The sequence below is a fragment of the Burkholderia anthinoferrum genome (assembly GCF_002925705.1).
Taxonomy (GTDB): domain Bacteria; phylum Pseudomonadota; class Gammaproteobacteria; order Burkholderiales; family Burkholderiaceae; genus Burkholderia; species Burkholderia semiarida.
This window is the reverse complement of record NZ_LFZP01000056.1, coordinates 40,147-65,717: the sequence shown is the minus strand read 5'-3', so window position 1 is coordinate 65,717 and position 25,571 is coordinate 40,147. Positions and strand designations below refer to the sequence as shown.

The following is a 25,571-nucleotide window of genomic DNA, read 5'->3' as shown; positions in this document are numbered from 1 at the left end:
GCGCGGTAGCCGCACCTGTCCCGGTCAGATGAAGCGTACGTGTCGGGTTTCTTCCTGCGTGAGCGACAGCGCTTGAGCTGCCGCGTTCATTTCGCGTTTGCCGCCCGGCTGCGCCAGTCTTCTGATTTCGGGCCACACGATCACGCCGAACAGGATGCGCAGGATCGCACTCAGCACGCACAAGCCGATTACACTCGCGCTGATCAGCGCAAACACGTCGAACATCGAGTCCATGCTGAGCGTCACCGCGGATACGATTCCGCTGACCACGGCCGCGGCGACCACGCAAATGAGCATGACGAAAAGATCGGCCCGGGCGCCGGCGACTTTGGCGGGGCGCAGCAGATAAGCCGAACCGTCGGTCATGTTGCGGATGCCGTAGACGATCTGGCGATCCTGGTCGTCGGCATAGGCGACGTTCAATCGATCGCCATCGGCGATGAACAGGCGGGTCGTCCGGTTGGTCCTGAACACGAGGGGGGACGCGAGCGAATCGAGTTGGAGTGTGATTTCCTCGATACTTTGCGTCGTCGCGCCCAGGTTGTTGCTCCAGATCTTCGTCTCGATCGATTGCTGGCCGATTGCCGTCACGCGGCCGGATACGGTCTGCATGTCGTGGTTCGTCATGGGCCGCTCCGCTCCGCGCTGAAACCGGACGGTTCGCCTAGCCAGCCATCCTGGGCTTCGCGTCGCTGCGGCTGGAAGATCAGGTCGGACAAGCCGCCGATGGCGACCACGTTGCCAACCAGACCGACGGTGGCCACGACGGTGGCCATTGCCGAGGTGAACGCCCAACCTGAATGGAGTGCCGCGGCAGCGATACCCAGACTCAGCACGAGCAGGCACGACGACCAGGCAAGCAGCGACAGGTTCCGTCGCTTTTGCGCGCGCACGTCGTACGGCGCGATGGCAAGGTTGCCGCTCCTGATCCACGCGATTCGGCGACGGCCGCGATGCTCGAATGTGCAGGCGCGCACCGACATGCCGGGCCTCAGTTTCTCGATCTGCTTGAATGCTTCTTCATCGACGTCGCTGGCCGTGACGAAGTAGCAGACGTTCTGCATCGTCAAACGGTATGGCGGGTTCTTCCTGACATCGGCCTTGACTCGGATGAGGTTGGTATCGACGCGGTCGATCGTGGCCTCGATCAGGGTGGTGCGATTGGGCATGGGTCGGAGAGGGCGCGGGGCCGCGCGACGTCGTTTTGATGTGGCGCCCATCATACGCCACAGCTTTCGGCGGGCCGTCCGGCATTGCCGGGCGAAAGGTTGGCCGGCGCGTGGCACTGAAATCCGCGCGCAGCCGCACCCGCACCCTGCCGCGAGCGGTCCGGCGTGATTCGCGCACCGGTGCCCGGGTCACCGCTGACGCGATTACCTCGCAGCCGCTTCCCGAAACGCGCTTGGCGTTTGCCCGGCCCACCGCCGGAACGCGCGCGTGAAATTCGCCGGGTCGGTGAACTGCAGCCGCTCGGCGATCGTCTTCAGGTCGAGGTCCGACGCGGCGAGCAACTGCTTCGCGTCGCGAAACCGCGCTTCGTCGAGCAATTGCCGATAGCTCGAACCGGCTTCCTCCAGCCGGCGCCGCAACGTGCGCGTCGACACGAGCAGCGCCTCGGCGAGCATGTCGGGCCCCGGGTATTCGCCGGCGGCGCGCGCCAGCTCCGCGCGAACCCGCTCGACCAGATCGCCTTCCTCCTGCCGCACCTGCGCATATTCGCGTTCCACCTGCACGAGCGCCTGCCGGTGCGCGACTTCATCGGCGAGCGGCAGCGGCCAGTCGAGCACGTCGTGCGCGACCCACAGCGCATTGGCCGCGCAGCCGAATTCGACCGGCGGCAACGTATCGCGGTAGCGCGCGAAATACGCGGGCTCCGGCCACGCGAATTGCAGCCTGATCGGCGGCGACGGGCGACCGGCCCATTGCGCGATGTTCTGCGCGAGCCCCGTCAGCACGAATTCGAACATCACGTGATGCTGCAGCACGGGATTCGCCTGCACGCCGTGCAGTTCGAGCGTCGCGCCGCGTTCGTCTTCCGCATAGGTCAGCCGGTACTGGCGATTGCGCATCCGGAAGTAGCGCTGCGTGACCGACAGTGCTTCGCGGATGTCCCGCGCGGTCAGCGTCGCATAGCCGAGAAAGCCGTGCACGGTCGGCTTCAGCAGCAGCCCGAACGCGAGCCCGATGCCCGGATCGCCGCCGATCTCGATCGCGTTGAGCACGAGCCGCCCCCATTGCGACGGCGCGACGCGCGCATCCGGTTCGGCCAGCACCGCGTCGCGCAGGCCCGTGCCGGCACGCACGGCGGCCAGATCGACGCCGCGTGTGGCCAGCGCCTGCAGCAGCAGGCGCGTATAGGCGACCGGAATCGTCGGCCGGCGCAGCCCGAGGCGGTCCTTGCGAGACGGGGAGGTCATGTCGTTTTGGCCGGAAATGACAAGCATTATGGCTGTTTGCCCCCTCACGTTCAAGGCGCCGCCCGCCTACGATGGCAGGCATCGCTTACTGGCCGAATCATCATGACGACCCCCTTTCCCCACCTGCTCGCCCCGCTCGATCTCGGCTTCACGACGCTGAAGAACCGCGTGCTGATGGGCTCGATGCATACCGGCCTCGAGGACAGCCGCAAGACGCTGCCGCGCCTCGCCGAATATTTCGCCGAGCGCGCGCGCGGCGGCGTCGGCCTGATCGTGACGGGCGGCTTCGCGCCGAACGTGGCCGGCTGGACCAAGCCGTTCGGCGGCACGCTGATGACGTCGGCCGCCGCGCGCCGGCATCGCGAGATCACGGATGCGGTGCATGCGGAGGACGGCAAGATCTCGCTGCAGATCCTGCATACGGGCCGCTACGGTTATCACCCGTTCGCGGTCGCGCCGTCGAAGATCAAGTCGCCGATCTCGCCGTTCGCGCCGCACGAACTGAGCGCGCGCGGCGTCGAGCGGCAGATCCGCGCGTTCGTGCGTTGCGCGAAGCTGGCGCGCGAAGCCGGTTATGACGGCGTCGAGATCATGGGCTCCGAGGGCTACCTGATCAACCAGTTCATCTCGATGCATACGAACAAGCGCAGCGACCAGTGGGGCGGTGCGTACGAGAACCGCATCCGCTTGCCGATCGAGATCGTCGAGCGCACGCGCGAAGCGGTCGGCCGCGACTTCATCCTGATCTATCGGCTGTCGATGCTCGACCTGATTCCGGATGGCAGCGACTGGAACGAAACCGTGCAGCTCGCGAAGGCGGTCGAGCGCGCGGGTGCGACCATCATCAACACGGGGATCGGCTGGCATGAAGCGCGCGTGCCGACGATCGCGACGTCGGTGCCGCGCGGCGCGTTTGCGTGGGTGACGAAGAAGATGAAGGGCGAGGTCGGCATTCCGCTCGTGACGACCAACCGGATCAACCGGCCCGAAGTGGCCGAGCAGATTCTCGCGGACGGCTGCGCGGACATGGTGTCGATGGCGCGCCCGCTGCTCGCGGATCCCGAGTTCGTCGTCAAGGCGGCGCAGGGCCGGGCCGACGAAATCAACACGTGCATCGGCTGCAACCAGGCGTGCCTCGATCATGCGTTCAAGAACCGAATCGCGTCGTGCCTGCTGAATCCGCGTGCGTGCCACGAGACGGAGCTGAAATACACGCCTACGCCGCAGTCGAAGCGCATCGCGGTGGTGGGCGCGGGGCCGGCCGGGCTCGCGTGCTCGACGGTGCTCGCGCAGCGCGGCCATCAGGTCGACCTGTTCGACGCGGCGCCGGAGATCGGCGGCCAGTTCAACATGGCGAAGCGGATCCCGGGCAAGGAGGAGTTTCACCAAGCGTTGCGCTACTTCGGCCGGCAGGTCGAGTTGACCGGCGTGAAGCTGCACCTGAACCGCCGCGTCGACGCGAGCGACCTGATCGCGGGCGGCTACGACGAAATCGTGCTGGCGACCGGCGTCGCGCCGCGCGACCCGAAGATTCCGGGGCAGGACGGGCCGAACGTGCTCAGCTATATCGACGTGCTCGCGGGCGGGCAGCCGGTCGGCCGACGGGTCGCGGTGGTGGGCGCGGGCGGGATCGGCTTCGATGTCGCCGAATATCTGGTACAGGACGGCGAGTCGCCGGCGCTCGATCTGGACGCTTGGAAGGCCGAGTGGGGCGTGACCGACCCGGCCGCGACGCGCGGCGGCGTGACGCGTGCGCGGGTGTCGGCGCCCGCGCGGGAGGTGACGCTGCTGCAGCGCAAGGCCGCACCGCTCGGCAAGGGCCTCGGCAAGACGACCGGCTGGATTCACCGTGCGACGCTGAAGATGAAGCAGGTGAAGATGATCGGCGGCGTGAATTACGAACTGATCGATGCACGCGGATTGCACGTGTCGTATGGCGAGCAGCGCACCGATCACGAATTGATCGAAGCCGACACGGTCGTGCTCTGCACGGGGCAGGAGCCGCAGCGCACGTTGCTCGCCCCGCTGCAGGCGGCCGGGCGCTCGGTGCACCTGATCGGCGGCGCGGAACTGGCCGCCGAACTCGATGCGAAGCGTGCGATCGATCAGGGGGCGCGGCTGGCGGCGCGGCTGTAACGGGCGTTGCTGCGCCGTTCGCGCGGCGGCAGTCCCCCGGCGGTGATCCGCGGCGGGCGGGGCTTGTCGCGCGCTGCGCCGATGCGTCGAACCGCGGAAGCCGAACCGCGATGAGCGGCCGCGTCGATCGCGCTGCCACCCGACGTGCGGCAGAACGCAGCCGCGCAAGGCCCGCGCGGCTCAGGCCGCTTCGGCCCGTTCTTCCTCTTCCGCTTCGAGCATCGCCTTGACGATCAGATAGACGGCCGGCAGGTCGTCGTCGTCGCGGCGCCAGTCGACCGGCTCCTCGACGTCCGCGGCGACCAGCCGACTGTCGCGCAGCCGGATGAATGCATCGACGACGGCCGGCTCGTTGCGGCTCAGGAAACCGGCATTCGAGAATGCCAGCTCCTCGACGTTCAGCAGCGCCTGCCAGCTCATCGTGCGGACGGCGGCCGGGTGGGTGCGGCGCCGCAGGCCGAGCGCCCGCTGGGCAGGGCCGCTGACGACACGCTGCAGATCGACGACCGCCCGCTGCGCGGCGCGCTCGAAATGGACGGGATTGAAGCCGGGTTGCTCGGGATCGAATGCGGATGACTGGAACATGGTCGCCTCACTAAAGACCGTCTCGGGATGATGGAATTCGGGTCAAATGACGCAGAAACACTGTAAATATATACAGTGATCGGCCGACTTTCAAGCCCCCGGTGACAGCAGATGTCAGCCGCGCCGCGACCGGCGTGTCAGACCGCCGCCGCGATCGTCTCCCGCAGCCATCGATGCGCCGGATCGCGATGCATGCGCTCGTGCCACAGCATCGACATTTCATAGCCGGGCACCTCGACCGGGGCGTCCACCACGCGCAGCGCGGGCACGTCGCGCACCAGCCGTTCGGGCACCATCGCGACGAGATCGGTACTCGCGACGGCCGACATCACGAACAGAAAGTGCGGCACCGACAGCACGACGCGCCGGGCGGCGCCGACCTTCGCGAGCGCTTCGTCCGTCACGCCGAAGAAGCCGCCGCCGTCGGGCGACACGATCACGTGTTCGAGCGAGCCGAACTGCGCGAGCGTGGGGCGCCGCTTCAGCTTCGGATGGCCGGCACGGCCGATCAGGACGTAACGCTCGACGAACAGCGGCAGGCGCCGCATGCCGGGCGGCGAGCCTTCGGTCGTGTGAAAAGCCAGGTCGATGCCGTTTCGTTCGGCATCCTGCTCGATGCGCGGCGGCACGAGCTCGACGACGGCGAGCCGCGTGGCGGGCGCGGTCGAGCGCAGCGTGTGCAGCGCGGGCAGCACGATCGTCGATTCGCCGTAGTCGGTCGCGGCCACGCGCCACGTGTTCGTCGCGGTTGCAGGGTCGAACGGCGTGGCCGGAAGCACGGCCCGCTCGACGGCCTCGAGCGCCTCCCGCAACGGCTCGCGCAGCGCTTCCGCGCGCGCGGTCGGCCGCATCCCGCGGGGCCCCGGCAGCAGCAGCGGATCGCCGAACACGTCGCGCAGTTTTTGCAGCTGGACGCTGACCGACGGTTGCGACATGTTCAGTTTCTCGGCCGCCCGCGTGACGTTGTGCTCGGCGAGCAGCACGTCGAGCGTGACGAGCAGGTTCAGATCGAGCCTTCTGAGATTATTCATCGCTATACCTGGGATATCAGGAATTCATTTCAAATATACCGTTGAAGGCGGCATCCTGCAGTCATTCAATCCACGGAGTGACGAACATGAATGTGCTGATCGTGTATGCCCATCCCGAGCCGCGCTCGCTGAACGGCGCGCTGCGCGACTTCGCCGTCGCGCACCTCGAAGCGGCCGGCCACACGGTGCAAGTGACCGACCTGTACGCGATGAACTGGAAGGCGACCCTCGATGCGCACGACATGACCGGCCGTGCACCCGACGATCGCTTCGATCCGGCGCTCGATTCGAAGCGCGCGTTCGAGACGGGCACACAGCGCGACGACATCGCGCGCGAACAGGGCAAGCTGAAGTGGGCGGACGCGGTGATTCTGCAGTTTCCGCTGTGGTGGTTCTCGATGCCGGCGATCATGAAGGGCTGGTTCGAGCGCGTGTACGCGTACGGGTTTGCTTATGGTGTCGGCGAGCATTCCGACACGCATTGGGGCGATCGCTACGGCGAAGGGTCGCTCGCCGGCAAGCGGGCGATGGTGATCGTCACGACGGGCGGGTGGGAACCGCACTACAGCCCGCGCGGTATCAACGGGCCGATCGACGACCTGCTGTTCCCGATCCAGCACGGCATGCTGTATTACCCAGGGTTCGACGTGCTGCCGCCGTTCGTGATCTATCGGACGGGCAAGATGAACGCGGCGCGCTTCGACGAAACGCGCGCGGCGCTCGGCCGGCGTCTCGACGATCTGTGGACCACGCAGCCGATTCCGTTTCGCCGGCAGAACGCGGGCGATTACGAGATTCCGGCACTGACGCTGAAGGACGGGATCGCGCCGGGGAAGGTTGGATTTAGTGCGCATCTGGCGCACGAGGGTTGATCGTGCGCGATCACGATGGGTCGATGCGCCGGACGACGTGCAGGCGGCCCGGCGGCTCGAAGTAGGTGCCGAAGCGTACGAGCCCTGCGTTCTTCAGATGGCAGGTCATCTCGAAGCTGACGAGAATGCCGGGATCGCGGTTGTCGACGATCGCGACGTCGATCGCGCGAATGCGCGGTTCGTATTTCAGCAGCGTCGCCTCCATCTGCTGCTTGAGTAGATGCGCGGACGCGGGCAATGCCTTGTAGATGTTCGTCAGGTCTGGCAGCCCGTAGTCGGGTAGATGCTTGAGCGCGCCGGCTCGCGTATTGAGAATACGGCGGACGTTCTGCTGGACGCTCAGGCATTCAAGCGTGCGATCGTCGTAGGCGCCGATCGGTTCGCCGCCGATCTGGCCGAGCAGCATGTCGTACAGCGACGGGCCGGCGGTCATTGTCGGCTCCATCGTTCGGTGCCGTCGTCGTCGGCCGTCGGCGCATCGACGAAATCGATCGTCAACGTGCCTTCGGCAGTCGCGGACAACGAGATCTGCCGTGGCGCGATGCCCGATGCCATCCGCGCAAGCAATTCGCGGGACACGACGGGCAGCACGCGCTGGTTCAGGAATGCATCGACGCTGCGTGCGCCCGATTCCCGCGATACGCAGTGCCGCGCGATCGAGTCGATCAGATCGTCCGCACACGTCAGTGTCACGCCGTGTTGCCGGAGCAGGCGCACTGCGATCGTGTCCAGTTTGATGCGCACGATCGACGCGAGCGCCACGGCATCGAGCGGCCGATAGACGAGCGTCTGGAACCGCGCGAGCAGTGCCGGCTGGAAATGCGCGACCAGTTGCGCGTGAATGACTTCCCGCAATGCCGCCTGCGTGATCGATGCGTCCTCAGCCGTCGCATCGTCGATTTGCGCACTGCCGAGATTGGACGTCATCACGATCACGCAGTGGCGGAAATCGATCTCGCGCCCTTCGCCGTCGCGCATCGTGCCCCGGTCGAATACCTGATAGAAGATGTCGAGCACATCGCGATGCGCCTTTTCGACCTCGTCCAGCAGCACCACGCTGTACGGCCGCTGACGCACGGCTTCGGTCAGCACGCCGCCGCGCCCGTAGCCGACGTAGCCGGGCGGCGAGCCCTTGAGTTGCGACACGGTATGCGCTTCCTGGTACTCCGACAAGTTGATGGTCGTCAGCGCGGCGTCGCCGCCGAACAACAGGTCGGCCAGCGCTCGCGCGGTTTCGGTCTTGCCGACGCCGGACGGCCCGGCCAGCAGGAACACGCCGAGCGGCGCGTGTTCGCTCTTCAGGCCGGCCTTGGCGGTGCGCAGGCTCTCGGCCAATGCAGCGATCGCATCGTCTTGTGCGACCACGCGCGTCGCCAGCGTCGCTTCGAGGGCGAGCAGGTTGCGCAGTTCGTCCTCGACGAGGTTGCCGACCGGTACGCCGGTCCATTCGGCGACGACGCGCGCGATGGACGGCGCGTCGACGTCGGCGGCAATCATCGGCGACTTGCGTTGAACGGCCGACAACGCATCGAGCGCATCCGACACGGCTGCCGGATCGACCATCTGATTCGTTGCGTCGCGAAGGGCATGCACGACGCCGACGAGTTCGCGTTCCCGCGTGTACTGATCCAGCAGCCTGTCGGCGGCGCCGCGGGCGGTATCGTATTCCGTGTCGATCGACGCACGCCGTTCGGCGACAGCGGCGATCCCGGCGTGGCGGTCCGCGTCCAGCGCGGCGCGCTCCAGTTCGAGCGCCGCCAGCGTCGCACGCGCCTGCTGCAGTTCCGCGGGCGGCACGTCGAGTGACATGCGCACGCGTGCGGCGGCCGTGTCGATCAGGTCGACGGCCTTGTCCGGCAACTGTCGCGCGGGAATATAGCGGCGCGACAACCGCACGGCCGCGACGATCGCTTCATCGCGGATATGCACGCCGTGATGCTTCGCATAGCGGCTCGCGAGCCCGCGCAGCATCAGGCAGGCGGTGTCGTCGTCCGGTTCGTCGACCTTGATGACCTGGAAGCGCCGTTCGAGTGCGGCGTCGCGCTCGAAATACTGCTTGTACTCGGCCCACGTGGTGGCCGCGATCGTGCGCAATTCCCCGCGCGCGAGTGCCGGCTTGAGCAGGTTGGCCGCATCGGCGCCGCCCGCCGCGTTGCCTGCGCCGATCAACGTATGGGCTTCGTCGATGAACAGCAGGATCGGTGTTTCGGACGCGCGTACTTCGTCGATCACGTTCTTCAGGCGTTGCTCGAATTCGCCCTTGACGCCCGCACCGGCCTGCAACAAGCCAAGATCGAGTGTCAGGATGCGCGTGTCGCGGATCGTTTCCGGCACGCTGCCTTCCACCACACGCAGCGCGAGCCCTTCGACGAGCGCGGTCTTGCCGACGCCCGGTTCGCCGACCAGGATCGGATTGTTCTTGCGACGGCGCGCGAGTACGTCGATCATCTGCCGGATCTCGCGGTCGCGGCCGAATACCGGGTCGATCTCGCCTCCGCGCGCCTTTTCGGTCAGATCGAGCGCGAAACGGGCGAGCGCATCGCCGTCGATCGCGCGCGCCGGCACGTGCGGTGCATGCGGGGCCGCGTTGCCGGTGGTGGTCGATGCCGCCGTCCCGGCGCCGCGCTGACTGCCGGCCGGGTTGGTCTCCCACGTCGATACCGTTTCGTCGCATGCGTTTTCACACGAGCGCCGCCCGAGCCGGGGCAGCACACGCCTGATCTGCGTACTCGAAACCGACAGCAGCGGCCATGCCCGCTGGGTGCGCAGCACATGCGGTGCGTCGACGATCGCCTGTAGCAGATGCCCGGAGCGAATGGCGCCGTCGCGGTCGTCGGATACCGCCTGCGCCCATGCGTCCTCGATCACCGTGGCGAGCTGCCGTGACAACGCCGGCACGCCGCGCAGCGTACGCGGCAAGCGGTCGATCACGTCGATCATCGCATCCCAGACGGCATCGATGTCGAGATCGTAGTGACGCAGGATCGCCGGAATATCGCCGTCGTCCGCCTCGATCAGCTTCAGCACCCAGTGCTCGACCGCGATTTCGTCGGCGAGCCGGGTCTGACAAAGGCTTGCAGCGGCTTCGAGCGCCCGCGTGCAATGAGGATTGAGACGGCGAATGAGATGGGAAGCGTCCCGGAGCGGCGGCGTCATGTCGGTAGCGGATCAGGAGAGGGAGAGGGCGCGCATCCGTCGATGCGCATGCGAACCGGCGGAATCCGGTGCGCGCACGCACCGGATTCCGCCGGCCGGTCAACACGTCAGGAACGTTCGTTCCACGTGTCCTTGTGGATGATGTTGCCGTCCTTGTACGACCACGTGATCGTCTCGTAGCGCAGTTCCACGTCTTCGAGATGGTTGTGCTTCTCGTAGTCGGGATTCTTGATGTCGAGCATCTTCGGCTTCACCGCGACGATCTTCACGTTGTCGAGCTTCGTGTTGAAGTATTCCTTCTCCTTGCCCGCGTCGTCGATCCGATACCATTTGATCTCGACCGACTTCAGCGTCTGGCCGCTCGTCACGGCCTTGTACAGGTACGGCGTCGACGCGTCCGTTTCCTTCGTCAGCATGATCGGCTTGTGCACGCGCGTGCCGGTGAGCTTGCCCGTATTGCCGTCGGTCGGGATGTGCACGCCGTGGTCGAACGCGACCAGTTCGACGCTGCCCTCGCGATCCTGGACGGTTACCGAGCCCTTGATGTCCGCGCCACCGTCGTCCTTGAGCCACATGTAGGCCGGAATTGCCATTTGTTCACTCCTTCTTTTCGTACTGCGAATCGCCGGAACGGCGTTCCGGCGCTGACAAGCCCGAGGCGTCGCCCCGGGACCCAAAAATGTTGCGTATTACCGCGCGGCGCTCGTCGGGACGGCCGGCGGAGTATCGGGAACGAGCGTGATTTCGACCCGACGATTCTTCGCTCGCCCCTGCGGTGTCGCGTTGTCCGCGACCGGCCGTGTATCGCCGTAGCCCTGGATCGCGAACTGCGTCGGCGGGATGCCCGATGCATCGACGAGCCAGTCACGCACGGCCGACGCGCGATCGATCGACAGCTTGAGGTTCCGATCGGGCCGACCCCGATCGTCCGTGTAACCGGCGACGAGCACGCGCTTGCCCGGATGAGCCTTGATGAGGTCGAGCGCATCGACCATCGCGCGCGTGGTGCCGGCCTTGAGCCGCGCGTTGCCGCTGTCGAACAGCGACATGCTGTCCAGCGTGACGACGGCGGGCGGCGGCGGGGGTGGCTCGTAAGCGGCGATCGCGTCGTCGAGAAGCGGCAGTAGCTGCGCGCCGCGATAGGTACCAAACGACAGCCGCAGCGGAACGCCGACGCGGGCGTATCGGTCGAGTTGATCGCGGTCCGCTGCAAGAGACAGAAGCGCGTCGCGCTTCGCGGTGTCCTGCGCGACGGGGATGCGGTTGTAGCGTTCCAGATGCTCGCCGACGCGGGCCATCAGCGCTTCATTGTTCCGGGCGGCTGCGCAAATGGCGACGACCGCCGCGCACGCGACGATCGCAATCGCATGCGCGACTGCGGCGACGCGCGGCGATCGCCACGCGCGGCGCGGCATCGTATCGATCAGCGGTTGCGGAAAGGGCCACGGGAGCGGCGACGCGGGCAATGCGGCCGGCGTGATACCCGTCAGCGCGCGCACTTCGCGTTCCCATGGTTTGCCTGGGCCGGACGCCGGGCCGTGATCGATCCAGCCGGCGCCGAGCAGCGGCCACGGCGACGCGGGCTGACGTCGGTCCGTCAGCGTGTCGAACACGAGACGGCGGGTCCATCCGACGATCGACGCGATTCCGGCGGCGCGGGCCGAGACGGCCGGATTTGCGTCGGCATGGAGTGCGTCCGACTCGGCCGCCTCGATTGCGGTGTCGAAGCCGTGCAGACTCGCGATGGCCGAGCCGGTCGACATGCCGTACCACTGCGCCGCCGATGCGCCGGTGGCAGCCTTCGTCGCCACGCTCGCATCCGACAGTCGCTGATAGACGGCGACATAGCCCGGCAGCGACGCGCCCAGCATGCGACACGCATCGGCGACGGCCTGCCGGATCACGCGCAGGTTCTGCGACAACGTATCGTCGCTCGCATGGAGGCCGGGCGCGACCGAGAGCACGACGCAATCGGGTGCATGGCCGTCTCGCCACTGACGGACGGCGACGGCAAGCCGGGCGAGATCCTGCGGGCGATCGGCGCGCAGCCAGATTGCGCCGTCGCCCACGTGAACGAAACGTGCGCGCGCCGTATCGCGATCGAACAAGGCGGACAGGCCGTCGCCGGTGACGAGCGCGAGCGGCATTTTCGTGCGCAGTGCGACGGGCAGGTCGGCGGTGGCTGTGCCGAGTTGCGCAAGCACGTGCACGTTCCGTTCGCGGGCACGCGTCAGCTGGCGGGAATGCAGCCAGACGACGAGCGCGGAGAGCGCAACGACGCTCGCCGTCAATCCCCACATGACGCCGCGATCGACGGCCAAAACCCATCCGATGATAGCCAGCGCGAGCGTCGCGGATAGCGTGACGATCGTGCGCAGCGGATAGCCGAGACCCGACAGCGCCGCCTTTGCGGCATCGGATTCGACGTGGGTCGCCGCCCGTGGGAGAGGGGTATCCGACGTCACGGCCGCTTCACTGTCTGGACGAGTTGCGCCAGTTCCGCGTCGAGAATGCGATCCCACGCGAGCCATGCGAGTATCGCGATCACGCAGGCCGTTCCGGCGATCGCCCATGGCGACAGATGCCTGAGCCGGTCGATCAGTCGCGTGTTCGAACGATCGGTGACGAACCCCGGCCGCACGGCCGGCCGCAATCGATCGATTTGCGCGACCAGCGCGGCCAGCAATGCCAGACGCGTTGCCTCGCCCTCTTGGGCTTTCACTGACGAGCCCGCGCGAGCGGCGTAGCGGCCGCGAAATCCCAGGCCGAAAATGGCCGCATAGCATTCGAGCAGATCGACGTTCGGCGCGGGTTCGCGCATCCGGTACTCGAGCCGCTCGTAAATGCGCGTGCCTGCGTCGTGCGTGCCGAACCGGTCGACCTGCAGCGGCCTGGACTCCCAGTTCGCCTTGTCGGCGGCGGGCAGATGCCGCAGCGCGGCTTCATCGATCAGCGCGCATTGCGCGACGAGCAAATCGTCCCGTATGTCGGCGGCGACCCCCTGTGCATCGAGTGCCGTCGCCAACTGCGCGACGAGCCGGGCGCACTGCTGACGCAGCCCTTCCGGGTTGTCGACCTCGCCGCCGCTCGACAGCTGCGCGACGAGCAGTGCCGTATCGCGCAGCAGCGCACGCATCGAAGGCCCGGCCGCGTGGCTGGACGATGGCTCCCGCGCCAGCAACGCGGAATCGTGACGTGTGGAGACGATGGCGTTCATCAGCGCAGCACCGCGTAGAGTTCGATCGATGCGTCGGGAACCGACGCCGGCAGATAGATCTGGCAAGCGCGCGCGGCCAGCATTCGCGCATGGGCGGCGTCGTGCGCATCCAGCGCGAAATAATGGTTGTCCAGCCGCACCGGAATGGCGCCCGGCACGCGCTGCACGGCCTTGAGCGGAATCCCCGCCACCGCGGAATTGACGATGTGCTCGACGTCGTCCGGCGCACCGATCTTGCACAGGCGCGGGAACTGTTCGACGAGCTCGAACGCCGGTAGCGCCGCATTGACGGACAGGTACCAGTCCGCCGCGCCCTCGACGATCCGCTCGTCAAGGAACCGGCCGGCCCAGGTGGTCGGCGTTGTGTGCGATAGCCCGATCGACACGACCCGCGACGGGATGATCGCGTCGAGCAGATCGCGGATCAACGCCTCGAGCGTCGCGAACACCTCGTGTGCGCCGGCATGATCGTAAGGCGGGATGTCGGTCAGCGACACGTGTGTCGAGAAAGTGCTCAACGAGCCTGCCAATTGCGCGAGCACTTGGTACAGGCGATCCGTGGGCTGCGCGGGATGCGACGCGAGGAAGCGCAGTTGCGGCCACGCCTGATGAATGCAGTGCAGGAGCCAGAAGAGCTGGACGTCGGCGACGCCGTATTCGGCAACCTGTTCGATCCGTTCGCTGCGGCGCGCGCCGAGGAGCGCGCTCTTGGCGGCGAGGATATCCGCGAGCCGCCGGATGCGTTCGATATGCAGCGGATGACCCGACAGCGACAGACAGGGCGGTACATATTCGCGATCGATCTGGAACTGGCCGCTCGTCGTGCGCGTCAGGCGAGCGATTGCGCATGCAGTGTCGTCTGCGTGCGATTCGTGGCCGAACAGCAAGCGGACGGCGTGGCGCTCGGCTGCGATTTCGGCTTCGCCCGCGCCGTTCAGGTCCACCACCTTCACGAACTCCCGATACGCGCGACGCGGACGGGCCAACGCCGTCTCGTCGAAACGGCAGTTGCCGCCGTTCGCATCGGGCAGCGCGAGTGCGGCGAGCACGTCGACGGTCTGGGTATCGGCGGGAATTTCGCGGCCGAGGTCACGCGCGGGCGGCAGTGCGTCGGCGATGGTCGTGTCGATCGGCGTGCCGTCCGGAAAGCGTAGCCGAAGCCGCGTGAGCTTCAGACGGCCGGACGCCAGTGCTTCTTCGTCGACATCGACGTTCAGCGTTCCCCACGGCGACGCGGCGACCGCCGACGCCAGTTGTTGCAGCGCGAACCCGTTCCAGCGGTCCTGCTGCTGGAAATGCTGCTGCGTGAGAATCAGCCCTTCATGCCAGAGCGGCTTTTCGATCCGCATGGTGTAGTCAATATCGATCAGAAGTTATGAGGCGCCGATTCTAACCATCATTTGCCGATTTCGTCACTCCGTCATCGGGTAATTTGTTGACGAATGTGTCATTTATATCGAGATAAGAGTGGGGTTGATTTTGAGATTGTGGTGTGAATTGTTTTTGTGATCTACGGGAATTTGTGTGCGCTGATTTATCGAGATTTTTGCGAGTGTCGTTTGCTTAATTTCGTTATAAATATCAATGAGTTGTGGTGAGCATTCAGTTATTTGAGATTGATTTTGGTGTAGTTCATGTCTGCCTCGGGCGAGGGGGTGATATAGGACGAGTATTAATTGATCCGTTTCTCGTTAGGTCGGATGTGATTTTTGATTTCTGTCTGTTTACTTTTCATGAAATTGCATGATATTTTCTGCCGTCTGAATCGGCACGTCATGCCGCGAATATCCGATTCGGTCGTGCGTCAATACGGGTTGCGATTTTCTACAAAAGTGACGTGAACGACGGTGCACTCGTGGTCCGGGGTGCATATCGCGGAATCTTCAAGCTTTCTGAGATAAGGAGAACGAATTGGATAGCTTTCAGCGAGAGATCCCGAAGAGCCGGGTGTCGATCACTCTCGACTTGCATACGGGCGGCGCGCAGAAGAAGGTCGAGCTGCCCCTGAAGCTGTTGGTGGCGGGCGACTTCAGCGCCGGCCGCGAGCAGGCGCCGCTTGCCGAGCGCAAGAAGGTGAACATCGACAAGAACAATTTCGATGCCGTGCTGGCCGACTACGCGCCGGATCTCAAGATTGCCGCGAACAACACGCTGGCCGGCGACGGTTCCGAGTTGCCCGTCAACCTGTCGTTCCGGTCGATCAAGGATTTCGAACCCGAGCAGGTGGCGCGCCAGATTCCCGAGCTTCAGGCGCTCCTCGCGATGCGCAACCTGCTGCGCGACCTGAAATCGAATTTGCTCGACAACGGGACGTTCCGTCGCGAGTTCGAGAAGGTGCTGAAGGACGACCGCCTGTCCGCGAAGCTGCGCGGCGAGCTCGCGCAGATCGCGACCGCCGCGACGCAGCCTGAAGGGCATGCGTGAGCGACGCCGGGCAAAACGCGCGTTCAGCGCATTCCGCAACTTCGTAGCCATTCGATCGCAGACAGGATCCGAGATGAAACCCACTGAAACGCAGCAGGCCGGCGCGACCGAGACCGTCGTGCTGGACGCCCCGCATGGGGATATCGACAGCGTCTATGCGTCGCTGTGCAGCAAGATCAACCTGAAGCCCATTAGCGAGGCGCGCCCGCTCGAGGCGTTCCGCGACAACGACATGCTGTCCGAGGCGTCGGCCGACGAGCGCATCGCGCGCGGGATGGGCGCGTTCCTCGAACTCGTCGCGAACGCGCGCCAGCCGGTGGACCGGCTCGACAAATCGCTGCTCGACTTCCACATTGGCCAGATCGACCGGCAAATCAGCCGCCAGCTCGACGCCGTGATGCACACGCCGGAATTCCAGGCGCTCGAAGCACGCTGGCGGGGCCTGAAGATGCTCGTGAGCCGCACCGATTTCCGCAAGAACGCGCGCATCGAGGTGCTCGACGTATCGAAGGACGCGCTGCAGCGCGACTTCGAGGACACGCCGGAACTGATCCAGAGCGGCCTGTATCGCCTCACCTACATCGAGGAATACGACACGCCGGGCGGCCAGCCGATCAGCGCGATGATCAGCGACTTCGAGTTCGCGAATTCGCCGATGGACGTTGCGCTGCTGCGCAATATTTCGAAGGTCGCGGCTGCCGCGCACATGCCGTTCATCGGCTCGGTCGGGCCGGCGTTCTTCGGCAAGCGGTCGATGGAGGAAGTGGCGGCGATCCAGGACATCGGCAACTACTTCGATCGCGCCGAATACATCAAGTGGAAGAGCTTCCGCGATACCGACGATGCGCGTTACGTCGGCCTGACGATGCCGCGCGTGCTCGGCCGCTTGCCGTACGGCAAGGACACGGCGCCGGTGCGGGCGTTCAACTATGAGGAGGCCGTCAAGGGCCCCGATCACGACAAGTACCTGTGGATGAACGCGTCGTTCGCGTTCGCGGCGAACATGGTGCGCAGCTTCGTGAGCAATGGATGGTGCGTGCAGATTCGCGGGCCGCAGGCGGGCGGCAAGGTCGAGGATCTGCCGGTTCACCTGTACGACCTCGGCACCGGCTACCAGCCGAAGATCCCGACCGAAGTGCTGATCCCGGAGACGCGCGAATTCGAATTCGCGAATCTCGGCTTCATCCCGCTGTCGTTCTACAAGAACCACGACTTCGCGTGCTTCTTCTCCGCGAACTCGGCGCAGAAGCCGGCGCTGTACGAAACCAAGGAAGCGACCGCGAACAGCCGCATCAACGCACGGCTGCCGTACATCTTCCTGTTGTCTCGCATCGCGCACTACCTGAAGCTGATCCAGCGCGAAAACATCGGCACGACCAAGGATCGCCGGCTGCTTGAACTCGAACTGAACAACTGGATCAAGGGGCTCGTCACCGAGATGAAGGATCCGGGCGACGAGTTGCAGGCGTCGCATCCGCTGCGCGAGGCGAAGGTCACGGTCGAGGATATCGAGGACAACCCGGGCTTCTTCCGGATCAAGCTGTTCATCGTCCCGCACTTCCAGGTCGAAGGCATGGACATCGGGCTGTCGCTCGTGTCGCAGATGCCGAAGGCCAAGAACTGATCCGACGTGTGATGGCGAACCGCCGGGGTGACGATGATTGCCCCGGCGGCACCGCCTGTTTGCGCAACCGAGAGAGTCGATGTCGATGATTTTGCCTACGCAGGCTTATGAATTGAAGCTGGCGCCGCATCCGGCGCCGTTCTCGATCCTGAAGTTCACGGGGCTGGACCGCGTGAGCCAGCTTTATCGGTACGAGATCGAATTCACAAGCCCCGTGGCCGGGATTCCGATGGACCAGGTGCTGGGCCGGCCGGCGAAGTTCGTTGCGGATCCGATCGACCCGGACATGGATTACTTGCGAAAGATGTTCGGGGAGAACGCGGCTCGGTTCAGTACGAAGCCGGCGGCGTATACGGTTCATGGTGTGATCACGCAATTCGACGAGCTTGAGACTTCGGCGGACGAAACGCGTTACCGCGTCGTGCTGGAACCGACGCTCGCGGATCTCGATCGCGGCGTGACCAGCCGCTTGTTTCAGAAGCAGTCGGTCGAGGAGATCGTGACCGACACGCTTCGGCACTACGGTTATCGCGCGGGGGTGGATTTTCAGTTCCAGTTGCGCGGGCAGTACAAGCGCCGTGAATACGTGACGCAGTATCACGAGACTACGTTCGCGTTCATCCGGCGCATGTGTGCGGAAGAGGGGATCTGGTTTCGCTGGGAGCAGAAGAAGGATCGCGCGGTGGTGGTGTTCGGCGACGATCTCGATGCGTATGCGCGCAAGCAGCGCACGGTGCCGTATCGGCGTGATTCGGGGCTGGAGAGTGTCGGTGCGGATGCGATCAAGACGCTCGGGCGCGAGATGAAGCGCGTGCCGGAGGCCGTGCGACTGCATGACTACAACCATCGACAGGCCGGGGTGTCGCTGCTGGTTGAGGAAAACACGGCACGCGACGACAAGACGACGAACGCCGTCGATTATCGCTGGGGCGAGCATTACGAGACGCCCGAAGAGGGCAAGCGGGTGGCGCGGTTGCGGCACGAGGCCTATCTGGCCGGGCAGATCACCTTCAAGGGAACGGGTAATCCGTTCTGGCTCGAAGCCGGCGAGGTGATGCGCGTCGAGCCGAAGCCGGCCGATGCGAAGCATGGTGTGTTCGTGACGTCGGTCGAGTCGCACGGCGGGCGTAACGAATCGTACTGGGTGGCGTTCGAGGGGATTCCGTCGGATCGCGTGTGGCGCACGTCGATGGCCTCGATTTCGCGGCCGGTGGTCGACGGGATTCTGCCAGCGCGGATTACGTCGCCAGGCAACTACAAGTATGCGTACCTGACCGAGCAGGGCTGGTACGTGATCAAGCTGCCGTTCGATCTCGATGAATGGAGCCCGGGTGGGACGAGCCGGCCGGTGCGGTTGGCGAAGCCGTATAGCGGCGGCGATTATGGGCATCACTTTCCGTTGATCGACGGGGCGGAAGTGGCGATCGTCCATACGGACGGCGATCCGAACCGGCCGGTGATCATCGGGGCGATGCATGACAGCGCGCATCCGGATCTGGTCAACAACCTGAACCATACGCGGAACCTGATTCGGACGGCTGCGCGGAATGAGTTGCGGATGGAGGATAGGGAGGGCAACGAGCATGTCCATCTAATCACGCCGTTCCGGGCAAGCCAGCTGAATCTCGGCTTCATGGTCGACATCGATCGCAACGCGCGCGGAACGGGGGCTGAACTCGCTACCGATGGTCATGCGTCGATCCGGGCGGCAGACGGCGTGCTCGTATCGGCCGAAGCGCAACCTGGGGCGGCCGGCGAGCAGCTCGCGATGCAAAACGCGGATGCGACGTTCGCACAGGCTGAAGAAATTCTGCGCTCTCTCAATGATGCCGCGAACGCCGCAAAGGCACTACAGGCTGAGGCCAATCAGCAACGCGTACTGATCGAGCAGAAGTTGAGCCGCCTCCAGAAGCCCGTCATTGTCGCAAGCGCGCCGGAGGGTGTCGGCATCGCGAGCGGGCAGCACGTTCAGGTTGCTGCACGCAAGCAGATGTTCATTACGGCCGGCGAAGGATTGGACATCGGCGTCATGAAGCGTATCACCGCGGCGGCCGGTGAAGCGATTTCGTTCTTCGCGGCGAGGCTGGGAATTCGACTCTTCGCGGCAAAGGGCAAGGTGCAGATTCAGGCGCAAGGCGACGGCATGGAATTGATGGCGATGCAGGACGTGCACGTGTGTTCTTCGGATGGCGGAATCACGATAACCGGTCGTAAAGGCGTCACGATCGGTGATGGCTCGGGTGCCTATATCAAGCTGTCAGGCGGAAAGATCGTGCTCGGGAGTCCTGCGGGGGAAATCGAGCTGAAAGGCGACCTGACCGTCAATGACGCCGACGGCGGGAGTTTCAAGTTTCCGATGTGGTCCTCGGCGCCGCCAAAGGACGTGAAGAACACACTGAATTTCGGTTTTTCGGAGTAAGCCCGACCATGGCGACCAAACGCACATCGAAAAATGCGCCGAAGCGAGCGACGCCGCCCAAGTCAACGCCGACGCCTGCTAAGCCTGCTCTGAAGAAACTGTCATTCGCATTTCCGTTCTTGCGTAAAGGCAATGGCGTGTCCGATGCGTCAACCCGATTCACCGATGAGCACGATATCTATCGGCTGCTGGCCGAGCGTGAACCGTCCGGCACCTATCTTTCGAGCAGCAACGGCATGTGGCACGGCGGCATCCATATCGCGGAGGCCGGTGCGGGCCAGTCGCTGGACCTCGACGGGGGATTGCGCTGTATCGCCGACGGTATGCTGATTGCGTTTCGCGCCAACAAGACCTATCCGGTCAGCGAAATGGCGGCTGCCGATAGTGGCGCGCCGTATGAAGCGCCGTATAGCACGGGCTTCGCGCTGGTGCGGCATACGATGGAGTTCCCGCGGGATACCAAGCTGACGTTCTACAGCTTGTATATGCACCTGATGTCCTGGGAGGACTACGCAAATTTCCCGAAACGGGAGAAGCCGTCGTATTGGCCGCGGCAATGGCGGGTGACGCAGTATGCGCAGGATAAACCGGTGTCGGGAAAAAACGGACAGGCTGTCGATCCGGCGCAGCAGGGGTTGCGAGTCCGCAAGGTTTCGAACGGCGCCCCTATTGGCATCGTGCCTCAGGGGACCAGCGTCGGCATCGGGAAAATTGAGACGAAGCACGGGAAGGTGTGGGGGCAACTGACGGATCTACACGGGGCATCGCTGTATCCGCAACACGCGGGCGGTTATGTCGAGCCGTCGAGTGCGATCGGTGGGTGGGTTTTCCTCGGCCAGGAAAATGGCGGGCCGGTTGCCGAGGAGGCTGTTGAGGACGCGATGTTCGATCGGGTTGTCGTGGTAACGGATCAAGCCAAGCCTGGCGACACACCCGGCATTCCAATCAAGGCGGGGGATCTGATCGGACACCTGGGGCGATACGACTCGTTGAATCAACGTAGCTCGGGCGTTCGAATGGCGCACGTCGAGGTTTTCTGTGATGACAGCATCCGGCCGTTCCTCGAGCAAGGGCGTGCATGGGTTAGCCAACATGGTTCGCGCAAGGAGGACTGGGCCGAGCTCGGGCTTCCGTCGGAACCGACCATTCTGCGAATCGAGCCGGGTACGGTGCTGTATCAGCGTACGCCGAACAACGAATTTGTACAGGGCGCGGATCCGCAATCGCGAAAAACAGACCGTGTGCAGGTGTACTCGCTCGCCGAGCTGGCGCGTGATTCAACACGGCGTGTTCCGGTGCCCGGACCGAATCCCGATCCAGGATACCCGGTGAGTTGGTGGCATGTCGACGGCGTAAACGCCCACGGGCACGCGATTGAAGGCTGGGTGTGCGATTTCAACTTCGCTGGCGGGCGAGTGACCCGCGAGTTCGCACAGAAGTGGATCGATTTCGAGTGTTTGGCAGATACCCACGATCCGGCACATACGATTTTTGCGACGACGCAATCATGGATTGATTACGCGAGCGGTGCGAATGCGCCTGATCTCGCATCGTGTTCGAAGCTCAGTCCGTTGATGCTCAAGGTATACGACGCACTGTACAAGAGGGGTGATGGTAGCCGCGCGGCTGACGAGCTTTGCACGTTGTCGACAGGCGAACGGGATGGATATCCGTGGTTGATGCAAGCGGCGTCGCGACTGATCGTCAAGCACGAGAGCGAGTGGGCGAATCCGTCGAAGTGGAAGCAGTTGATCGCCGAGTTGGAGAAGCAGACGGGGCCTAAGCCGCAGCATGAGGAAGAGCAGAAGCGGATTGAGAAGTTGGCGTGGTGGGATGAGGTGGGGGCTGGGGTGCCGGGCTTCCCGGGGGCGAGTGTCTATCACGTCAATCCAATCTCACTAGCCGCCAATTTCGAGTCAAAGTTTAAATTTACGCTGCCAATGCTTCAGCATATTTTTCCAGGAGCGAACATTGGAACACTGCAAGCGGTTATGGACGAGTTAAATGGCAATATAGAGTTATTCAAGTTGGACAATTATCTCCGGCGAGAGCATTTCTTTGCCCAGATTCGTCGCGAATCGGGTCCGTCATTGGTTGTCCACGACGGCGAGAGTTTGAATTATCCACCTTCCAGGCTGATCGAGAAATTCAGCTATTTCAAGCGCCATCCCGCTGAAGCAGAACAATATGGGCGTACGAGCAGTCACCCCGCTGATCAAGAGGCGATAGCAAATCGAGCGTATGAAAAAAGAAATGGCAACGGTGCATTTTCAAGCGGGGACGGGTGGAAGTATCGGGGGCGAGGTTTGATACAGATTACTGGGCGTAGGCAGTATGAAAAATTTAACGAATGGCATAGAGAAAATTCGCAAGGGTGGCCTAGTGAGGCGTCACTGAATTTTGCGGAAAATTTTGAATTGGTCGGTCAAGCTAAATATGCAACTAGATCGGCCGCCGGATATTGGGTTGATAATCGGTTGTATGAGGTTGCCGATCATGGTGACGCGAACGACGATGTAGACAACGTAACTAGAGTTATAAATCCTGGTCTTTTTAGTCATCGCCCTGGCCAGCCAATTTCTGATGAAAATATGTCGGATATTGTTGATCGGAGAAATAATTTCATATCTATTCATGGCTGGCAGGGGTTGAGATGACAAATGGGAAATTTACTTTTGCAATTCTCTTGTGCGTGGCGAAAATTAACGTGGCCGGCGCTGGAGTCGGCGCGGCGAGAGATGAAGAAACTCTGTGTCGAGTAGATGAGGATATTTATTTTAGCTGTCCGCTTGTAAACAAAAAAGTAATTTCAATTTGCGCGAAGAATAATTATAGGCCCGGAAAAGGATATATAAAATATCGATATGGGAAGAAGGATAATTTCTTCGAGATTCCGGAGGGGTATATTGGTTCAAGTAATTTATTTTCAATATCCGATGTTTCGGAAGGCAGTATTCGTGGTCTTCATTTAAAAATAACAAATGGAGCTTACGTGTATGTTGTATCTTCTGTTTGGCCGGGGGGGGGTGTACGTTTCGCGAAATGGAAGGGTGATTATGGATCAAGAGTGTCGGTCATCGAAGTACAAAAACTTCTCGGATGATGTGTCGGATGGGGTGAGGCGGGTATTACCTTCTGAAGTTGATGTGCATTAGTCAATATTCGAGAGTGTCTTCGTGAAAGTGATCTCAAAGGAGCTTTCCTTAGTATCGTTAATTATTTTTAATGGCGTAGCTTCTGCTGCGAACACAGATTGTAGTCGATGCAATAGGACGGCGCATCTCGGAGGTCTCCCGGCGGAGTAATTTATGAACATCCTTAGGATGGTCTTCCTGATTTCTCAATGGGGGTGTAGATGATTAAGGGCTATGTTTTTGGATGTGCTCTTATTGTAAGTTGTTCTGTATATGCGAAGGGGGTGTGTTCGGATGTGCGCGGGGAGAAAATATACTCGCCCTTGAAGATCAAAGAGGGAGTTGTTTGCTTTGTCCGGAAGGCGATATTGGATGATAAAACAAAGTCACCAGTCGGGCTTGATGGAATTTCCCTATTTTATATCAAAAGCGGAGGTGTTCCGGTCGAGGCTGAAGGACGAGGTCTGCTTTACGACGATACGCCTGGTGAAATCGTTGATGCTTTTTTATTGCGGGGCGGTCGTGATCGTCGGGAAAAGATATATGTGATTCATTATTTTGACGTTCGAAATTCGCTTGTTGAGAAAAACTCGTCCGGAAAATTTTATTCAGTCTACGTCTTTGAGTCGGTTGGGGGTGTTTTGCGCCAAGATGAGCGTGCTACCGACTGGTTTGGGGCTAACTACAGTTGGCTGTCTGATGGGGAGAGGGTGGTTTATAGGTTTCCGTATCAATATAGAAAAGATGTTGAGTCGGTGGTTAATTCGCCCCTCGCTTTGCTAATGGAGGGGGCTGATGGTGTTCGTGCAAAGGTCAAGAGAAAGGCTTACCTATTTAATGAGTCACGTACCAGTGCTAAGACAAATAAATATCTGATTGCCGGCGATCGAGTGGTGGTTGAAAGGACTACTGCGGGATGGTGCAAAATTGACTATCGTGGAAGCAAGGTGCCGATAAAAATGTGGTTGATTTGTGCTGCGCTTGATGTTGGGGCCGGAGTGGATGTGAATTGATACCTTTTTCATATGGTCGCGCATCATGAAATTGAAGTGCATTTTTTCATTTATGGAATTTTCGCATTGGCGGTCAATTTATGTGCGTCTGCTTTCTTTCTTGAAAAATGAAGAATAAGTGCTGTTTGGTTAAGTGGATCGGTCGCTCGGATACGGATTTATGCGTTAAGTGATAAGAAATGCTAGCGCTGGATATCGAGATGGCTTTTTTCGGCAAGTCCGGGATAGTGTTTTTTCTGCGAAGTAGTCGCGGTCAGAGTTGCATCAGGGTAAAGGGTGGCTGTCTGGGGAGGGAGTGGGTGCTTTTCGAGAATTAATAGAAGAAGGAGATCAATTGATTTTTGGCTCACACAGTATTTTGGCTGACGTATTTAAGGCGGTTTTCGTGTTCGGTGTTGGAGGCTGCGCATATGCAGATGAAGTCACGTTGTGTCAGCCGCACGAGGAAATTTACTTCAGCTGTTCAAGTGACAGTCCCGATTGTTGATGGTGTAGATAATTAATAGTTGCGCCATCCGTGGTTCGATCGTTTGGCGTCTCTGTCGAATTGAAAATTTATAAAATGCTTGATCGCTGGTTTTGATGTGAATTGGTAAATGCTTGGGGATGCCTTGTGTGAAAACGATCTCAAAGGTGGGTGTCTTGGTGTTGTTAACTATTTGTAATAGTGTGGCCTCTGCTGCAAGCGAAGATTATCTATATGCGGGGAGTCTCTGTCATTATGGTGAAGTCGAGTACTTTAATTGCAAATTACAGGACTCAAAGAAGATTGCATCGGTTTGTGCGTCTAACAACTCGTCACCCGATCATGGATATGTGCAATATCGCTTTGGGACACAGAGTAATATTGAATGCAAGTACCCTGGCGAACTCTTACACCCGCGCGGAAGAATTTCGATCATTGATGTCTCAAGGCTCTCTGAAGGCTTAGGTAGTCATCTAAAGTTTACGAGCGGGCCCTACACCTACGTAGTCTCAAATGCGCTCGTGCCTGGGGAGATTTATGTTTCTAAAAATGGGAAACTGGTATTCGATCAGATTTGCGAAGGCAATGCATATATCCCATTCGATAAAGCTGTTCGAAGTGGTGTGGAATATGGGGTCGTGGATAACACCGATAAGCTTGATCATCATGGAAAGTAGAGGTGGGGAATCTATGTTTTGATTATTTTAAATCGATGTTAGAGGTCGCGAGATGTTGGAGTTTCATGCTGCGGAAACGTACGGACATGTCCGAAGCCGGTTGGGTCGATGGTTGTTGAATATTCACGAGGAAAAGCGTAAATGAAAAATCTCGCATACGAAGGTGACGCAACGACCCACGGCGGCCGGGTCCTGACTGGCTCCGATCGCATCAAGGTGAAAGGACGCCGCGCAGCCCGTATTGGCGACAAAGTCTCATGCCCGATCCATGGCGACAATGAAATCGTCGAAGGCAGCAGCAGGATGAAGGACGGTACGACACAGCTATCGCGCGACGGTGATCGCACACGGTGCGGAGCCGTTCTGATCGCGCCGTCCAGCGGAGCGCGGGTCCGGTAAG

The 25,571-nt window shown here is 62.0% G+C and carries 20 protein-coding genes; 9 read left to right on the top strand and 11 right to left on the bottom strand.

The features are described from left to right. Positions 1-24: 24 nt before the first annotated feature. The 3 genes from C5F75_RS26790 to C5F75_RS26780 form a co-directional block, all read right to left on the bottom strand. Positions 25-627, bottom strand: a complete 603-nt coding sequence (locus C5F75_RS26790) for a hypothetical protein (protein ID WP_060009524.1) — start codon at positions 625-627, stop codon at positions 25-27. Then, a complete protein-coding gene (locus tag C5F75_RS26785; RefSeq protein ID WP_226094224.1) occupies positions 624-1,169 on the bottom strand; it encodes a hypothetical protein in 546 nt (181 codons plus the stop codon). Before C5F75_RS26785 ends, C5F75_RS26790 begins: the two co-directional genes overlap by 4 nt. 204 nt (positions 1,170-1,373) lie before the next feature. Next, positions 1,374-2,444, bottom strand: coding sequence for an AraC family transcriptional regulator (locus C5F75_RS26780; RefSeq protein WP_104012952.1), 1,071 nt, complete (start codon positions 2,442-2,444; stop codon positions 1,374-1,376). Between the two features lie 75 nt (positions 2,445-2,519). Between C5F75_RS26780 and C5F75_RS26775 the strand changes: the two genes are divergently transcribed. Further along, positions 2,520-4,553, top strand: a complete 2,034-nt coding sequence (locus C5F75_RS26775; RefSeq protein WP_104012951.1) for an oxidoreductase — start codon at positions 2,520-2,522, stop codon at positions 4,551-4,553. 180 nt (positions 4,554-4,733) lie between these two features. Here the strand turns inward: C5F75_RS26775 and C5F75_RS26770 are convergent, their stop codons facing one another. Together C5F75_RS26770 and C5F75_RS26765 are read right to left on the bottom strand one after the other, a co-directional pair. After that, positions 4,734-5,138, bottom strand: coding sequence for a DUF2471 family protein (locus tag C5F75_RS26770; RefSeq protein ID WP_059575323.1), 405 nt, complete (start codon positions 5,136-5,138; stop codon positions 4,734-4,736). A gap of 137 nt (positions 5,139-5,275) precedes the next feature. Next, positions 5,276-6,169, bottom strand: coding sequence for a LysR family transcriptional regulator (locus C5F75_RS26765; RefSeq protein WP_089465439.1), 894 nt, complete (start codon positions 6,167-6,169; stop codon positions 5,276-5,278). An 86-nt stretch (positions 6,170-6,255) separates the two neighbouring features. Here C5F75_RS26765 and C5F75_RS26760 point away from each other — a divergent pair, with 86 nt between their 5' ends. Further along, positions 6,256-7,041, top strand: coding sequence for an NAD(P)H-dependent oxidoreductase (locus tag C5F75_RS26760; protein WP_059575347.1), 786 nt, complete (start codon positions 6,256-6,258; stop codon positions 7,039-7,041). Between the two features lie 10 nt (positions 7,042-7,051). On the opposite strand, the gene tssE is transcribed toward C5F75_RS26760, so the two are convergent. The 6 genes from tssE to tssK form a co-directional block, all read right to left on the bottom strand. Then, positions 7,052-7,474 (bottom strand): type VI secretion system baseplate subunit TssE, encoded by a 423-nt coding sequence (gene tssE, locus C5F75_RS26755; protein WP_059575349.1) that lies wholly within the window; start codon positions 7,472-7,474, stop codon positions 7,052-7,054. Next, a complete protein-coding gene (tssH, locus tag C5F75_RS26750) occupies positions 7,471-10,197 on the bottom strand; it encodes a type VI secretion system ATPase TssH (RefSeq protein ID WP_104012950.1) in 2,727 nt (908 codons plus the stop codon). The genes tssE and tssH overlap by 4 nt, the downstream gene beginning before the upstream one ends. Positions 10,198-10,304: 107 nt before the next feature. Continuing rightward, entirely contained in the window at positions 10,305-10,790 is a 486-nt protein-coding gene (locus tag C5F75_RS26745; protein WP_059575329.1) for an Hcp family type VI secretion system effector, read from the bottom strand. A 96-nt stretch (positions 10,791-10,886) separates the two neighbouring features. Further along, the gene (locus C5F75_RS26740) at positions 10,887-12,662 is read right to left on the bottom strand and encodes an OmpA family protein (protein ID WP_258048599.1); all 1,776 of its coding nucleotides are present in this window, start codon (positions 12,660-12,662) and stop codon (positions 10,887-10,889) included. Beyond that, positions 12,659-13,414 carry a DotU family type IV/VI secretion system protein gene (locus C5F75_RS26735; RefSeq protein WP_181035482.1) on the bottom strand — a complete coding sequence of 252 codons (756 nt, stop codon included), beginning with the start codon at positions 13,412-13,414 and terminating at the stop codon, positions 12,659-12,661. The genes C5F75_RS26740 and C5F75_RS26735 overlap by 4 nt, the downstream gene beginning before the upstream one ends. Next, positions 13,414-14,763 (bottom strand): type VI secretion system baseplate subunit TssK, encoded by a 1,350-nt coding sequence (gene tssK / locus C5F75_RS26730; RefSeq protein WP_089465443.1) that lies wholly within the window; start codon positions 14,761-14,763, stop codon positions 13,414-13,416. Before tssK ends, C5F75_RS26735 begins: the two co-directional genes overlap by 1 nt. Before the next feature lie 562 nt (positions 14,764-15,325). Here tssK and tssB point away from each other — a divergent pair. The 7 genes from tssB (at position 15,326) to C5F75_RS26705 (ending at position 25,570) form a co-directional block, all read left to right on the top strand. Continuing rightward, positions 15,326-15,838 (top strand): type VI secretion system contractile sheath small subunit, encoded by a 513-nt coding sequence (gene tssB, locus C5F75_RS26725; protein WP_059575337.1) that lies wholly within the window; start codon positions 15,326-15,328, stop codon positions 15,836-15,838. A 73-nt stretch (positions 15,839-15,911) separates the two neighbouring features. Then, the gene (gene tssC / locus C5F75_RS26720; RefSeq protein WP_059575339.1) at positions 15,912-17,462 is read left to right on the top strand and encodes a type VI secretion system contractile sheath large subunit; all 1,551 of its coding nucleotides are present in this window, start codon (positions 15,912-15,914) and stop codon (positions 17,460-17,462) included. Positions 17,463-17,541: 79 nt separating this feature from the next. Then, positions 17,542-19,881, top strand: coding sequence for a type VI secretion system Vgr family protein (locus C5F75_RS26715; RefSeq protein ID WP_059575341.1), 2,340 nt, complete (start codon positions 17,542-17,544; stop codon positions 19,879-19,881). Positions 19,882-19,889: 8 nt separating this feature from the next. Further along, a complete protein-coding gene (locus C5F75_RS26710; protein WP_181035478.1) occupies positions 19,890-22,538 on the top strand; it encodes a glycoside hydrolase family 19 protein in 2,649 nt (882 codons plus the stop codon). Further along, positions 22,535-22,984, top strand: a complete 450-nt coding sequence (locus C5F75_RS36475) for a hypothetical protein (protein ID WP_143328748.1) — start codon at positions 22,535-22,537, stop codon at positions 22,982-22,984. Before C5F75_RS26710 ends, C5F75_RS36475 begins: the two co-directional genes overlap by 4 nt. A gap of 354 nt (positions 22,985-23,338) precedes the next feature. Continuing rightward, positions 23,339-24,028: a hypothetical protein gene (locus tag C5F75_RS36470; protein ID WP_124657252.1), complete on the top strand. Its 690-nt coding sequence runs from the start codon at positions 23,339-23,341 to the stop codon at positions 24,026-24,028. Positions 24,029-25,312: 1,284 nt separating this feature from the next. Next, a complete protein-coding gene (locus C5F75_RS26705) occupies positions 25,313-25,570 on the top strand; it encodes a PAAR domain-containing protein (protein ID WP_081066514.1) in 258 nt (85 codons plus the stop codon). Position 25,571: the final 1 nt, after the last annotated feature.